12 protein-coding genes and 2 pseudogenes are annotated in these 12,993 nt (G+C 70.9%); 8 read left to right on the forward strand and 6 right to left on the reverse strand.

The window, feature by feature from the left end:
• Nucleotides 1–98 precede the first annotated feature (98 nt).
• The gene (locus tag ACFMQL_RS03330) at nt 99–1,367 is read right to left on the reverse strand and encodes a sensor histidine kinase (RefSeq protein WP_378784522.1); all 1,269 of its coding nucleotides are present in this window, start codon (nt 1,365–1,367) and stop codon (nt 99–101) included.
• A 38-nt stretch (nt 1,368–1,405) separates the two neighbouring features.
• Nucleotides 1,406–2,059: a response regulator transcription factor gene (locus ACFMQL_RS03335; RefSeq protein ID WP_364067254.1), complete on the reverse strand. Its 654-nt coding sequence runs from the start codon at nt 2,057–2,059 to the stop codon at nt 1,406–1,408.
• A 265-nt stretch (nt 2,060–2,324) separates the two neighbouring features.
• On the opposite strand from ACFMQL_RS03335, the gene ACFMQL_RS03340 reads away from it, so the two are divergent.
• Nucleotides 2,325–2,489 (forward strand): hypothetical protein, encoded by a 165-nt coding sequence (locus ACFMQL_RS03340; protein ID WP_364067252.1) that lies wholly within the window; start codon nt 2,325–2,327, stop codon nt 2,487–2,489.
• A gap of 59 nt (nt 2,490–2,548) precedes the next feature.
• Here the strand turns inward: ACFMQL_RS03340 and ACFMQL_RS03345 are convergent, their stop codons facing one another.
• Both ACFMQL_RS03345 and ACFMQL_RS03350 read right to left on the reverse strand, forming a co-directional pair.
• Nucleotides 2,549–3,337, reverse strand: a complete 789-nt coding sequence (locus ACFMQL_RS03345; protein WP_364067250.1) for an inositol monophosphatase family protein — start codon at nt 3,335–3,337, stop codon at nt 2,549–2,551.
• Nucleotides 3,337–5,086 (reverse strand): annotated as a pseudogene (locus tag ACFMQL_RS03350) (S9 family peptidase). Before ACFMQL_RS03350 ends, ACFMQL_RS03345 begins: the two are co-directional and overlap by 1 nt.
• Here ACFMQL_RS03350 and ACFMQL_RS03355 point away from each other — a divergent pair.
• From ACFMQL_RS03355 to ACFMQL_RS03365, 3 genes and pseudogenes are all read left to right on the forward strand, one after another.
• Nucleotides 5,076–5,285 (forward strand): hypothetical protein, encoded by a 210-nt coding sequence (locus tag ACFMQL_RS03355; protein ID WP_378790276.1) that lies wholly within the window; start codon nt 5,076–5,078, stop codon nt 5,283–5,285. The pseudogene ACFMQL_RS03350 and the gene ACFMQL_RS03355 sit on opposite strands and share 11 nt — an antisense overlap.
• Nucleotides 5,286–5,430: 145 nt before the next feature.
• A pseudogene (locus ACFMQL_RS03360) lies at nt 5,431–5,847 on the forward strand (ferrochelatase); the annotation flags it as partial.
• 125 nt (nt 5,848–5,972) lie between these two features.
• On the forward strand, nt 5,973–6,320 hold the full coding sequence (locus ACFMQL_RS03365; RefSeq protein WP_378790130.1) for a ferrochelatase: 348 nt from the start codon (nt 5,973–5,975) through the stop codon (nt 6,318–6,320).
• Nucleotides 6,321–6,335: 15 nt separating this feature from the next.
• Here ACFMQL_RS03365 and ACFMQL_RS03370 read toward each other — a convergent pair whose 3' ends face one another.
• Complete coding sequence (locus ACFMQL_RS03370) at nt 6,336–7,535, reverse strand: lytic murein transglycosylase (RefSeq protein ID WP_364067244.1); 1,200 nt, start codon at nt 7,533–7,535, stop codon at nt 6,336–6,338.
• Between the two features lie 93 nt (nt 7,536–7,628).
• On the opposite strand from ACFMQL_RS03370, the gene ACFMQL_RS03375 reads away from it, so the two are divergent.
• Genes ACFMQL_RS03375 through ACFMQL_RS03385 form a run of 3 tightly spaced genes read left to right on the forward strand, consistent with a single transcriptional unit; the run spans nt 7,629 to nt 10,986 of the window.
• Nucleotides 7,629–8,831, forward strand: coding sequence for an MFS transporter (locus tag ACFMQL_RS03375; protein ID WP_364067242.1), 1,203 nt, complete (start codon nt 7,629–7,631; stop codon nt 8,829–8,831).
• Nucleotides 8,832–8,885: 54 nt separating this feature from the next.
• Nucleotides 8,886–9,659 (forward strand): polysaccharide deacetylase family protein, encoded by a 774-nt coding sequence (locus ACFMQL_RS03380; protein ID WP_364067240.1) that lies wholly within the window; start codon nt 8,886–8,888, stop codon nt 9,657–9,659.
• Nucleotides 9,660–9,705: 46 nt separating this feature from the next.
• The gene (locus ACFMQL_RS03385) at nt 9,706–10,986 is read left to right on the forward strand and encodes a D-arabinono-1,4-lactone oxidase (RefSeq protein WP_364067238.1); all 1,281 of its coding nucleotides are present in this window, start codon (nt 9,706–9,708) and stop codon (nt 10,984–10,986) included.
• A gap of 76 nt (nt 10,987–11,062) precedes the next feature.
• Here the strand turns inward: ACFMQL_RS03385 and ACFMQL_RS03390 are convergent, their stop codons facing one another.
• Nucleotides 11,063–11,827, reverse strand: a complete 765-nt coding sequence (locus ACFMQL_RS03390; RefSeq protein ID WP_364067236.1) for a hypothetical protein — start codon at nt 11,825–11,827, stop codon at nt 11,063–11,065.
• Nucleotides 11,828–11,940: 113 nt separating this feature from the next.
• On the opposite strand from ACFMQL_RS03390, the gene ACFMQL_RS03395 reads away from it, so the two are divergent.
• Complete coding sequence (locus ACFMQL_RS03395) at nt 11,941–12,888, forward strand: protease inhibitor I9 family protein (protein ID WP_364067234.1); 948 nt, start codon at nt 11,941–11,943, stop codon at nt 12,886–12,888.
• Nucleotides 12,889–12,993 lie beyond the last annotated feature (105 nt).

A 12,993-nucleotide genomic window follows, 5' to 3' on the forward strand; every position in this document is an offset into this window, starting at 1 on the left:
ACCACCGTGTTCGACGGCACATCCAACCACATGTGCGGCGAGAACGAGACGCCCCCTTGCGACAACACGCGGACGAACGCGCCAGGAACGCCTCCGCGTCAGCGCGCCGGTAGCCGAATGGTCACCACAAGCCCTCCGCCATCGCGCGGCACGGCGGAGACATTCCCGCCGTGGGCCTGCACGACCGCGCGCACGATGGACAACCCGAGACCGGCGCCCTTGGCCGAATCCACCCGATCCGCATGGAGCCTCCTGAACGGCTCGAACAGGCTGTTCACCTCGTACGCGGGGACGTGCTGCCCCGTGTTGGCCACCTGAACAACCAAGGCCCCGTCCACCATTCCCGTACGGATCCAGACTTTTCCGCTTTCGGGAATGTTGTACTTCACCGCGTTCTCGAGCAGGTTGCTCACCGACCGCTCCAGGAGCACGGGATCGCCCACGGTAGGCGCGCTGACCAGATCGGTGACCACGCTCACACCGTGTTCCTCGGCGAACGGCGTGACCTGTTCGACCGCCGACTGAGCGACCTCCTTGACGTCCAGCGGTTTGCGCACCGCGAGTTCGCGTTCGCTCCTGGCGAGCAGCAGCAGCCCCTCGATGAGCTTCTCGTTACGCGCGTTGACCTCAAGGAGGGTACGGCCGAGCGCTTTGAGATCCTCGGACGCCTGCGGATCGGAAAGCGCGATCTCCAGGACCGTCCTGTTGATGGTGAGCGGCGTGCGCAATTCGTGTGAGGCGTTGGCCACGAATCTTCGCTGGGTGTCGAAGGCGACGTTGAGCCGGGTCAGCATGGCGTCGAAGGTGTCGGCCAGCTCCTTCAGCTCGTCGTTGGGGCCTTCGAGCGCGATGCGCTGGTGGGCCAGCGTGCTCTCCGACAGCTTCCGCGCCGTCGCGGTCATCTGCGCGACGGGCTTCAGCGTGCGGTCGGCCACGAAGTAGCCGATGATGAGCGCGAGGATGCCCACGCCCGCCAGCGCCATGACGGAGCTGTACAGCAGCGCGTCGCGGGCCTTGTCGATGGCCATCTGCTGGAACTGCTGCCAGCGCTGCTGCAGCCGCGCGTCGGAGAAGGGGTCCAGCCCGAGGTCGATGGTCGGCCAGGCTTCACTGATGGCGTTGCCGATGATGGCGTACATCGACAGCAGCAGCGCCACGGCGGCGGCGAACACCAGGGCGCCATAGGTGAGGGTCAGGCGCCACCGGATGCTGACCTTGCCGGGAAGCTCCTTCACACGTTCCATGGTGGAGCGTTGGTGGAGCGCCTGCGCGGGCGGAGGGGGGCCGTCCCACACCGGCGGACCCGTCGGTGGCGGCGGCGTCTCCTGTACGCGCGTCGCCTTTCGCTCGGAATGCGGGCTGATCATGGGGTGCGTCGGACCCGCTTCACGCTCTGGCCTGTCCGTCACAACTTGTACCCAACCCCGGGCACGGTCTCGATCACCTGCGGCTCGCCCAGCTTCTTACGCAGCGTCATCATGGTCACCCGGACCACGTTCGTGAAGGGATCGATGTTCTCGTCCCATGCCTTGTCCAGCAGGTCCTCCTGGCTGACCACGGCGCCCTCGGCCCGCATCAGCTCTTCGAGCACCGCGAACTCCTTCTTGGTGAGCACGACCTCCCTGCCGTCGCGCTCCACCAGCCGCTTGCCGGGGTCGAGCCGGATGCCGGCGCGCTCAAGCACGGGCGGCAGCGCGGGGGCGGAGCGGCGGCCGAGCGCGCGCACCCTGGCCACCAGCTCGATGAACACGAACGGCTTGGCCAGGTAGTCGTCGGCGCCCAGGCCGAGGCCCTCCACCTTGTCGTCCACGTCGCCCGAAGCGGTCAGCATGAGAATGCGCGAGGCCGTGCGCTGCTCCACCAGCCTGCGGCACACCTCGTCACCGTGCACGACCGGCAGGTCGCGATCCAGCACGATCACGTCGTAGTCGATGTAGGAGGTACGCTCCAACGCCCCGCCGCCGTCGTAGGCGACGTCGACCGCCATGGCCTCGCGCCGCAACCCCGTCGCGATCGCGTCGGCCAGCACCTTCTCGTCCTCAACCACCAGCACGCGCACGCTCGGTACACCTCTCTCCCATTCCGGTCACTCATTCTGGCCACAGCTTCGATAAGCGCACGGTAAGGCATGTTCCGGCCGCTCCGGACCACGCCGAGGGGCGCCGCAGGGCCGCTGCGAGGCGGCCTTACGGAAGCTTGGTGAAATTCATGTTTCAGAAGGCGAGGACCTGGGGTATGCCAGCGGGACACCCATTGCCCGGGCATCAGCCCACGATGGCAATACTTCGCCCTTGCACGGAACGGACCCCCGGAGAGTAGGTGAGATGGGCGAGTTCACCACCACGATCGAACACCGCCTCGACCAGGCTTACAAGAACCTGCGGGAGGCCCGCAGCGCCGGCGACGACTACCTCGCCGACACCCTCACCGCCGAGATCGAGGACCTGCGGCGCCTGGCCGACGATCACGGCATCCCGCTGCCCCGTTAGCCGACGCGAAACGGCCGGAGCCGTGTGGCCCCGGCCGTTTGGCGCTCATCTCCCGCGGCTCAGGCGCCGCGCAGCGGGTCCAGCGACGCCAGCAGGTCGTGCAGCTCCTCGAACAGGCCGGGAGCGGCGCACAGCGCGAACTCCGGGCCGATCGGCCTGCCGTGCAGCCCGCCGATCCGGGCGCCCGACTCGGTCGCCACGAGAGCGGCGGCCGCGAAGTCCCACTTGTTGACGCCGCGCTCGTAGTAGCCGTCCAGCCGGCCCGCGGCCACCGAGCAGATGTCGATGGCGCACGAGCCGCCGCGCCGGATGTCGCGGACGCGCGGCAGCACCTTGGCCACCACCTCGCCCTGCACCTCGCGGCGGGCCTTGGCGTAGCCGAAGCCGGTGCCGATCAGCGCCTGCGGCAGCGGCACCCCGGTGTTGCAGTGCAGCCGCTCACCGCCGAGCCAGGCGCCCTCGCCGCGCGCGGCGGTGTAGACCTCGCCGCGCGCCGGCACGTTCACCACGCCGGCCACGACCTCGCCCGCCACCTCGACGGCGATCGACACCGCCCAGTCGGGCAGGCCGTACAGGAAGTTGACGGTGCCGTCGATCGGGTCGACGATCCAGCGCACGTCGGACTCGCCGGGCGCCTCCCCCTGCTCCTCGCCGAGGATGCGGTCGCCGGGCCGCGCGGCCGTGATGCGCTCGCGGATGAGCGCCTCCGACGCCTTGTCCAGGGCGGTGACCACGTCGGTGGGGCTTGACTTGGTCTCGATCTCGCGGGACATCGTGGGCCGCTTGGCGAGCAGCATCTCGCCGGCCTCGCGGGCGATCTCCTCGGCGAGCCTCAGGAAGTCCGTCATCAGGCCACCGACTCCGGTCGCTTCCACTCCTGGCCGAGCACGTGGTGGCCGAGGAAGGCGAGCACGGTCTCGTACCAGGCGACGATGTTGCCCGGCTTGAGAATCCAGTGGTTCTCGTCGGGGAAGTACAGGAACTTCGCGTCCACCTCGGTGCGGCAAAGGTCCCACCACAGCCGCAGCGCCTCGCCGATCGGCACCCGGTAGTCCTTGTCGCCGTGGATGACGAGCATCGGGGTGGTGATGCGGTCGAGCGAGTTGTGCGGCGACAGCAGCTGGTAGCGCTCGCCGCCGGGATCGCCGAACTCCCGCCGCCAGTACGTGGCGAAGTCGGTGGTGCCGGAGAACTGGTCGAGGTTCCACAGCGAAGCGTGGGTGACGATGGCCTTGTAGCGGTCGGTGTGACCGGCGAGCCAGTTGGCCATGTAGCCGCCGTACGAGCCGCCCATCGCGGCGGTGCGCTCGGCGTCGATGTCGTCCCTGGCGATGGCGGCGTCCACGATCGCGTCGAGGTCGGCCTGGGTGCGCGGGCCCCAGTTGCCCCAGCCCCTGTCGATCATCGCCTGGCCGTAGCCGGTGGACATGCAGGGGTCGGGCAGGAGGACGGCGTAGCCCTGCTGGGCGAGGATCCACGCCTGCCAGCGCCACTGCCAGTCGTTCCAGGAGCCGAGCGGGCCGCCGTGGATGAACACCACGAGCGGGGCCGGGTCGGCGGCGGAAGCGGACTCGGGCAGGGCGAGCCAGCCGCGGATGGTCGCGCCGTCGTCGGCGGTGGCGGTGACCTCGGTGAGCGTGCCGGGCACCTCGGGGCGCGGCGCGGGCGAGGGCAGGTCGGCGACCTCGCCGGTGGCGGCGTCGATCCTGGCCGGGCCTGGGGCGAGCGCGATGCCGCTGTGCAGGGCGTAGACGAAGCGCCCGTCGGGCGACGGGTTGACGTGCAGGTACGCGGCGTCGTCGCCGGTGAGCCTGGTGACCTCGCCGTCGAGCGGCACGCGGAAGACGGGGCGGCGGCCCTGGTGGTCGGCGACGAGGTAGACGGCCGACGAGTCGGGGGCCCAGGCGACGTCCATGGGGAACAGGTCGGGGGCGTACGCGCGGCCCTGCCCGGTGGTGAGGTCGGCGATCCACAGCTCGGAGCGCGCCGAGACGTCGTAGCCGGTCTTGCGGTCGCGGGTGCAGGCGACCTTGGTGCCGTCGGGCGAGACGGCGAGCGGGCCCTGGAAGTCGGCGTCGTCGTCGCTGAGCAGCACGCGGCGCTCGCCGGTGGCCACGTCGATGACCACCAGCTCCGTACGCGACTCGCCCTTGGGCAGGTAGAGCCGCCAGGTCGCGACGACGGAGGCGCCGTCGGGGGTCAGCTCGAAGTCGCCCTGGCGCAGCGCGTCGCCCGCGTCGGGGGTCAGGTCGCGGACGTCTTCGAGACGGTCGGCGCCGAGGCCAGGCGAACAGCCGGGGCCGGCCGGGGCCGAGGTCGTGGTCCCAGTAACGGACCGGGTACTTCTCGTGCAGGATGGCGCTGATCCCGGCGTCCTTGCGGGCCTTGCGCTTGCCGGCGTCGGCCGACTCCTCACCGTCGAGCACGTCGGAGACGAAGACGACCACGTCGCCCGCGGTGCGCACGGCGCTGATGCCGCCGGCCCTGCTCGCCACCTGACGGGCCTCGCCGCCGGCGCGGGGCAGCAGCCACAGGGCGGGCACCTCGTCGGTGGAGTCCTTCTCGGTGGGGTCGGGGCGGGCGGAGGTGAACAGCACGTCTCCGCCCGTGGTGAAGACGGCGGCCGACTCGCCCTTGGCCGACCGGGTCAGCCGGTACGGCTCTCCGTCCACGGGGATCGCCCAGAGCGCGGTGCCGAACGACTTGCCGTCGGGGTTCAGGGACTGGACGGTGGAGACCAGCCGCGACCCGTCGGGCGAGAGCTTGAGCGAGAGAACTCGGGGGATGGCCACATAGTCGCGTATGTCGTTGAATGCGCTCACCCGTCCGAACCTACCTCGCGGCAGGGACCGCCGACACACCCGCATAGTGTTGTCACGTGGGAATTTACGACGCCTTGCTGGTCCTGTCGTTCGGCGGCCCCGAGGGTCCCGACGACGTGATGCCGTTCCTGGAGAACGTCGTGCGCGGCCGCGGCGTGCCGCGCGAGCGCCTGCTCGAAGTGGCCGAGCACTACCAGAGCTTCGGCGGGGTCAGCCCGATCAACCAGCAGAACCGCGACCTGGTCGAGGCGCTGCGCCAGGTCGTGGACGTGCCGGTCTACTGGGGCAACCGCAACTGGCATCCGTTCGGCGAGGACACCGTGCGGCAGATGAAGGCCGACGGCGTGCGCAAGGCCGCGGTGTTCGCCACGTCGGCGTTCGCCGGCTATTCGAGCTGCCGCCAGTACTACGAGGACATCAAGCGGATCTCCATCGAGGGCGGCCCCGAGCTGGTCAAGATGCGCCACTACGGCGACCACCCCGGGTTCGTGGCGGCGATGGCCGACCACACCAGGGCCGCGCTCGAGCGGCTCGGCCGTGACGACGCCAGGCTGGTCTTCACCGCCCACAGCATCCCCGTCTCCATGGCCGAGACCGCCGGCCCGAAGGCGGCCTGTACGAGGCGCAGCTGCGCAGGAGCGCCGAGCTGGTCAACCAGGCACTGGGCCGCACCGAGCCGTGGGACCTGGTGTGGCAGTCACGCAGCGGCCCGCCGCAGGTGCCGTGGCTGGAGCCGGACGTCTGCGACTACCTGCGCAAGACCGACGCCCGCTCGGTGGTGCTGGTGCCGATCGGCTTCGTCTCCGACCACATGGAGGTCGTCTACGACCTCGACACCGAGGCCAGGCAGGTGGCCGCCGAGCTGGAGCTGCCCATGGAGCGGGCGGCGACGGCCGGCACGCACCCGCGCTTCGTCCAGATGGTGCGCGAGCTGATGGAGGAACCGGAGCCGGTGCCCTGCCCGCTGACCTGCTGCCCGCCGCCGCGCAGGCGTCCCCAGGCTTCCTGAGTCAGGCGTGGCGCGTCAGGCATACGCCTTGGCGTAGGCGTCGGCGATCGCCAGGACCTTGTTCACGTAGTCCCACGAGTGGTTGTAGAACCAGATCGCCTTGCGCAGCCGCTCGCCGCCCTGCCCCGCCTTGTTGGCGCACAGGTAGTCGGCGGCGGCGGGCACGGCGTCGTACGGGCTCCAGATGTCCTTCTTGCCGTCGCCGTCGCCGTCCACGCCGTAGTGCTTCCAGGTGGCGGGCATGAACTGCATCGGCCCGAGCGCGCCCGCGCTGGACGGCCCGTTGTTGCGTCCGTGCCCGCTCTCCACCTGGCCGATGGCGGCGAGCACCGTCCATGACAGGCCGGGGCAGCGGGTGGCGGCGGCCTTGTACAGCTCCAGGTAGCTGCGCGGGCGGCCGACGGTGACCTGCTGCTCGGCGGGCTGCCGCCGCTGCTGCTGTCGTTTGGGCGTACGGGCGGCGGCGTCGAGCAGGACGACCTGGCTGCCCTTGCCGAGCAGCTTCTTCACGCCCGCCTGGCTGATCTTGCCCTCCTTGCCGTGCAGCAGCACGGCCACGCCCTGGGCGAACCCCAGCGACCTGCCGAGGTCGGCGCTGATGATCCCGTCGACGCCGTGCAGGCCGAGGCTCGCCGAGGCGGCCACGCGCAGCCTTGGGCCGCCGTCCACCTGGTAGTAGGCGCCGAGGATCATGCCGTACTTCCTCATCGCCGCCGCGTCGGCCACCAGCTCGCCCCTGGTCAGCGCGCTCCACACGGCGGGCTGGTCGGCGACCGGCTGCGGGGTCCACGAGCGGAACTCGGCGGGGTTCACGGCCAGCAGGTTCAGCGGCGTGCCCGACACCTTGACGGCGCCGGCGTCCACCACGATCACCTTCTGCACGTGGGCCAGCTCGCCCAGCCGGAACCTGGTCTGCTTGGGCACGGTCCCGGCGGCGACGGCGAGCACCCGCGGCGGCGTCACGGTGACGCTGGGACCGCCCTCGCCGAAGTCCTTGACCGGCTCGGCGGTGGGCACCATCTGGTCGAGGCGGGGCGCCGGGGTCTGCGCCTGCTGCTGGGGGCGGGGCCTGCGCACGGGCTCCTGGGCGGTCCCCCGGGTGGTGCCGACCAGATCCTGATCCAGGACGATCACGACGCCCGCGGCCGCGGCGGTGACCACGAGCACGGCGGCGACCATGAGCATGACCGCACGGAAGCTGGGAAGACCGGACACTCGGGACACGTTAACTCACCCCGCCGCTAAATCACTTGCCATCCGGACATACGGTGCGCAATGGTTAGCCTGCACAAGTAAGGGGGAAACGGCGTGGTCGGGCCTTACCGGGGATTGTTCGAAAGGCCCGGGGTCAAAGCGTTCGTCCTGGCCGGGCTCATCGGCCGGATGCCGATGTCGATGCTCGGCATCGGCGTCATCCTGTTGATCTCCACGCTCACCCAGTCGTACGCCACGGCAGGCGCGGTCGCCGCCACGACCAATCTCGCCTTCGCCGTGGCCGCTCCCCTGTCCGGGCGGCTGGTCGACCGGTTCGGCCAGGGCCGGGTGATCCCGCCGTTCGCGGTGCTGAACGCGCTCGCGCTGTCCGCGCTCATGATCTTCGCCGGCTGGGGGCTGCCCGACTGGACCTACTACCTGTCCGGCCTGGTCGTGGGCGCCACGTCGCTGTCGATCGGCTCGATGGTGCGGGCCCGCTGGTCGGTCATCTACGGCGGTTCCGGGCGCCTGCACACCGCGTTCGCGTTCGAGTCGGTGGCCGACGAGGTGGTCTTCGTCACCGGGCCCGCGCTGGTCACGGTGCTCGCGACCGCCGTGAACCCGTACGCGGGGCTGATCGTGGCCATGCTGTGCATGCTGGGCGGCTGCCTGGCGCTGGCCGCGCAGCGCGGCACGCAGCCGCCCGTGCAGGAGCTCAAGTCGGGGTCGGGGACGCCGATCCTGATCCCCGGGGTGACCGTGCTGGCGGCCGTCGCGCTGGCGCTCGGCGCGATCTTCGGCTCGGTCGACCTGATCACGGTGGCCTTCGCCGAGGAGCACGGGGTCAAGGGCGTGGCGGGCTTCCTGCTGGCGGCGTTCGCCGGCGGTTCGATGGTGTCGGGGCTGTGGTTCGGCTCGCGCCGCTGGCGGATCTCGCTGCGGGCCCGGTTCGTCAGGGCGCTGGCGCTGTTCGCGATCGGCCTGGTGCCGATCATGTTCGTCGGCCACCCCTGGATCATGGCCGGCGCCCTCTTCCTGGCCGGTTTCGCCATCTCGCCCACGCTCATCACGTGCTTCTCGCTCACCGAGCGGCTGGTGCCGCAGTCGCTGCTCACCGAGGGCATGGCCTGGATCTCGACGGCCATCGGGTTCGGCGTGTCGGCGGGCTCGTGGGCGGGCGGGCGGCTCACTGAGGCGTACGGCGCCTCCGCCGCGTACGGCTTCTCCGTGGCCGCGGCCGTCGTGGCGGTGACCATCGGGATCGGTGGTTCGGGTTTGCTGAGAGTTCCCGGGGCCGCTTCACCCGCCGAGAGCTGATCCGCTACGGTCGGGAGATCCCTCGCAACACCCAACAATCTGGAAGCACTAGTCATGTCCCGACAATTGAGTTCACTTCTAGCAATCGCGGCTGTTTGCGCAACTCTCGCCCCGGCGCCGGCCATCGCCGAGGCGACCCCCGCCCCCGCCCAGGGAGCCAAGTCCACTGCCGCCAAGAAGACGGCGAAGGCGAAGAAGCCGGTCAACTGCTCCCAGGTCAAGTGCCTCGCGCTGACCTTCGACGACGGGCCCGGAAAGTACGCGGGCAAGCTGCTCGACACGCTGAAGAAGTACGACGCCAAGGCGACGTTCTTCCTTGAGGGCCAGTACGTGAAGGCCCGCCCGCAGTTCGTCAAGCGCATGGTCGCCGAGGGGCACGAGCTGGGCAACCACAGCTACAGCCACCCCGACTTCACCAAGAGCGACGGCGCGAAGATCCGCGACGAGATCAAGAAGACGCAGGACGCGGTGAAGAAGGCCGCGGGCGTCGAGCCCAAGCTGCTGCGCCCGCCGTACGGCCTCACCGACCTGCAGGTCTCGGACATCGCCACCGAGTTCGGCATGCCGATCATCCTGTGGACGGCCGGTTCGAAGGACTGGAGCTCCAAGAACGTCAAGGCCATCCAGAAGCAGACGCTGGCGGTCGCCGAGCAGAACGGCATCATCCTCATGCACGACTGGGTCAAGCAGACCGTCGACGGCATGCCGGCGCTCATCAAGACCCTGAAGAACAAGGGCTACCACCTGGTCACGGTCTCCGAGGTGATCAAGGACCAGAAGCTCGAGCCCGGTGACGCCTTCCCGCTTCCCGAGGGCTGGGAGCAGTGAGTATCGTTCGCGTCTGACCGGACGATTCTTCTGCTGGAGGGTGCTCGTGGCCTTCGTCAATTGGGCGCGCAACCAGACGGGCACCCCGGCGGAGACCCGCGTGCCGGCCTCCGCGGAGGAGGTCGCCCGCGCCGTACGCGACGCCGCAGGCTCCGGCCGCCGCGTCCGCATGGTGGGAACGGGCCACTCCTTCACCGGGGTGGCCCTCACCGACGGCATCATGCTCCGCCCCGACGCGCTCACCGGCATCGAATCCGTCGCGGGCGACCGGGTGACCGTACGCGCCGGCACCCCCTTACGCGTGCTGAACGAACTGCTCGCCGAACGCGGCCTGGCCCTGGCCAACATGGGCGACATCGCCGAGCAGACGGTGGCGGGAGCCGTACAGACCGGCACCCATGGCACGGGACGCGACAGCGGCGGGCTCGCCGACCAGATCGCCGAGCTGGAGATGGTGCTCGCCGACGGCACGCTCACCACCGTCTCCCCCGGCGACGACCTCTTCGACGCCGCCCGCGTCGGCCTCGGCGCGCTCGGCGTACTCACCAGCGTCACCTTCCGCGTCGAACCGGCCTTCCTGCTGCACAACCGGCGGCGCAAGCTCGCGCTCAGCGACATGCTCGGCTCGCTCGACGAGCTGACCTCGGAAAACGAGCACCTCGACTTCTTCTGGCTGCCGCACACCGACGCCTGCCTGGTCAAGACCAACAACCGCAGCCCTGGCCCGCCCAGGCCGCCCGGCGCGTTCCGCCGCTGGCTGGACAACGTCTTCCTGGAGAACACCCTCTTCGGCGCCGCCTGCGCGCTCGGCGCCCGGCTGCCCGGCCTCATCCCCCGCATCAACGCCGTCAGCGCGGCGGCGCTCGGCGACTCCTCGTCGGTGGACGCCTCGTACAAGCAGTTCACGGCGCGGCGCGACGTGCGCTTCCTGGAGATGGAGTACGCCATCCCGCGCGAGCGGCTGGCCCAGGCGCTGCGCGAACTCCGCGACCTGATCGAGCGGATGGACTGGAAGATCGGCTTCCCGGTGGAGGTGCGGGTGACGCCGCCCAGCGACGCGTGGCTGTCCACCGCGTACGGGCGCCCGACCGCGTACGTCGCCTGCCACGTCTACCGGCCGACCCCCAACTCCGCCTACTTCGCGGGCGTCGAGGAGATCATGACCCGGCTCGACGGGCGGCCGCACTGGGGCAAGCTGCACACGCGGGACGCCGCGTACCTGGCGGGGGCGTACCCGAAGTTCGCCGACTTCGTGGCGCTGCGCGACCGCCTGGACCCCGACCGGCTCTTCACCAACGCCTACCTGGACACCGTCCTCGGCCCCTAGCCGCGGCCTTCGTGACGCGTATCCGAGGGGCGACTCTCAGAGGGAGGACGGTCGCGTTCCGGCGTCCCGAGCCGGATCAGGAGAGCGGCTGCGCGCGGTCCTGACCGGCCGGTTCGTCCTCCTGCCCCTGCGGGGACGACGGCGCGGCCGGGTCCTGCGGCTCCTCGGCCCCCGGCGGGCGCCCGCCGTCGCGGGACGGCGTGCTCGGCGCTTCCGACGGGTGCACCGCGCCGGACTCGCTCCCGGACGGAGCCGGCTTGGGAGTCGGCCTGACGCTCGGCTTCGTGGACGGCTGCTCCTTCGTGCCGTCCGGCGTGGGCGTGGCGGACGGCGTCGGGGCCGGGGCGTGCCCGGGCGTGCGCGTGGTGACGTACGCGGGCGGCGAGTACCCGGTGTCCCGGTGCCGCTGCTCACGGCGCGGCTCCTGGCGTGCCTGCTGGGCCTGGGCCGGCTTCTTGCCGGTGACCTGCTCGTGCACCGTCCGGTGGGTGAGCGCCTGGTAGACGAGGATGCCGCCCATGCTCACCCCGAACACGACCGACGCCGCGGCCGCCACCTTCACCCACGGCAGCCTGCGACGGGCGCGCGGCTCCTCGGCGTCCTCGCGTTCCTTGCCCTCCTTGGCGGCCTGCGTGCGCTGCTTGACCCGCTCCCCCGTGCGCTTGAGGTAGTGGGTGTAGATCGCCGTGGCCACCGTGCTCGACACGCTCACGACAGCGGCCCCGATCACCGTGCCTGCCACACCGAGGTACGACGCGGCCACGGCGGCCGTCACCGCCGCCAGGGCGCTGCCGAGGATCTGCGGCAGGCTCAGCTCGAACTTCGGCCGCTCGCCGCTCATCCCCCGGATCAGTCCTCTCTCGCCATGCGTCAGGTAAAGAGCTGTCTCGTGAATAGACGCGACTGCGTGTCCTGATGTTCCTGTGAGCTGCGTGACAGGCACCCTTGTAAATCGTGCCCCGACGACTCGGCCTGCCCTCCGTGTACCTCGCCGCGGCCGTGGCAACGGCAGCCACGACCGCCGTCCCCTTGGCCATGACGCCCGCCTCCGGACTCGCCCTGCGCGAAATGCCGCCAGAGCCCGCCCGCCCCTACGTCGTCACGGCCCGCGACCGCGCGGCCGCGCGCGACCTCGTCGGCGAGGTGCGCTGGCGAGTACGCCGTTACTACACCTCGGCGCTGCCCGGCCTCGCCACCTTCCTGACGCCATCGGAGCTCGCCGAGCTGCGCGCCGACCCGCGCGTGCAGACGATCGAGCCCGATCGCGAGATCCACGCCCTGGCCACCCGCGGACCCGCCCGGCGCGTCCCCGTCAGGAGCGGCGGCGACGGCACCACCGTGTACGTCGTGGACAGCGGCGTCAAGGTCCGCCGCGCCCGGTTCGACGATCGGGCCTGGCGGGCGTTCGACGCCACCGGCGGCACCGGGCGCGACTGCCGGGGCCACGGCACCCGCGTCGCCGCCCGCGCCCACCGCGCCGCGCCCGAAGCCGGCATCGCCTCCGTGCGCGTGCTCGGCTGTGCCGGCACCGGCACCCTGTCCGACCTGCTCGCCGGGCTGGACTGGATACACCGGCACGCCCGCGGCCCCTCCGTCACCGCCCTGTCCATCGACGGTGCCGACTCCCCTGCCCTGAGCAGGGCCGCGCGGTCGCTGTCCCGCTCCGGCATGTTCGTCATAGGAGCCTCCGACACCGGTGCCTGCCAGGTCACCGCCGACGGGCTCGCGTACTCCGCCCGCGCCCCGTACCTGGCCGGAGTCGCCGCCCGCCACCTGGCACTTCATCCCAATTCAGGACCGGCCGCCCTGGCCGACAAGCTCGGCTGCACGAACGCCCGGGGCGCGATTCGCCAGAACCCTTCGCGGCCGCATAACCTCCTCATGCGCGATGGCGGGCTCTAGAGGAATGGACTCCACAAATGTGACCGGCGTCACATCGCCCTTGGGCTATCCCAGGAAGGCGATGTTCGGACATGCCGGGTACGGTGCTGGCAGGCAACCGGCACA

The organism is Nonomuraea fastidiosa (assembly GCF_042751225.1).
GTDB classification, from domain to species: Bacteria; Actinomycetota; Actinomycetes; order Streptosporangiales; family Streptosporangiaceae; genus Nonomuraea; species Nonomuraea fastidiosa.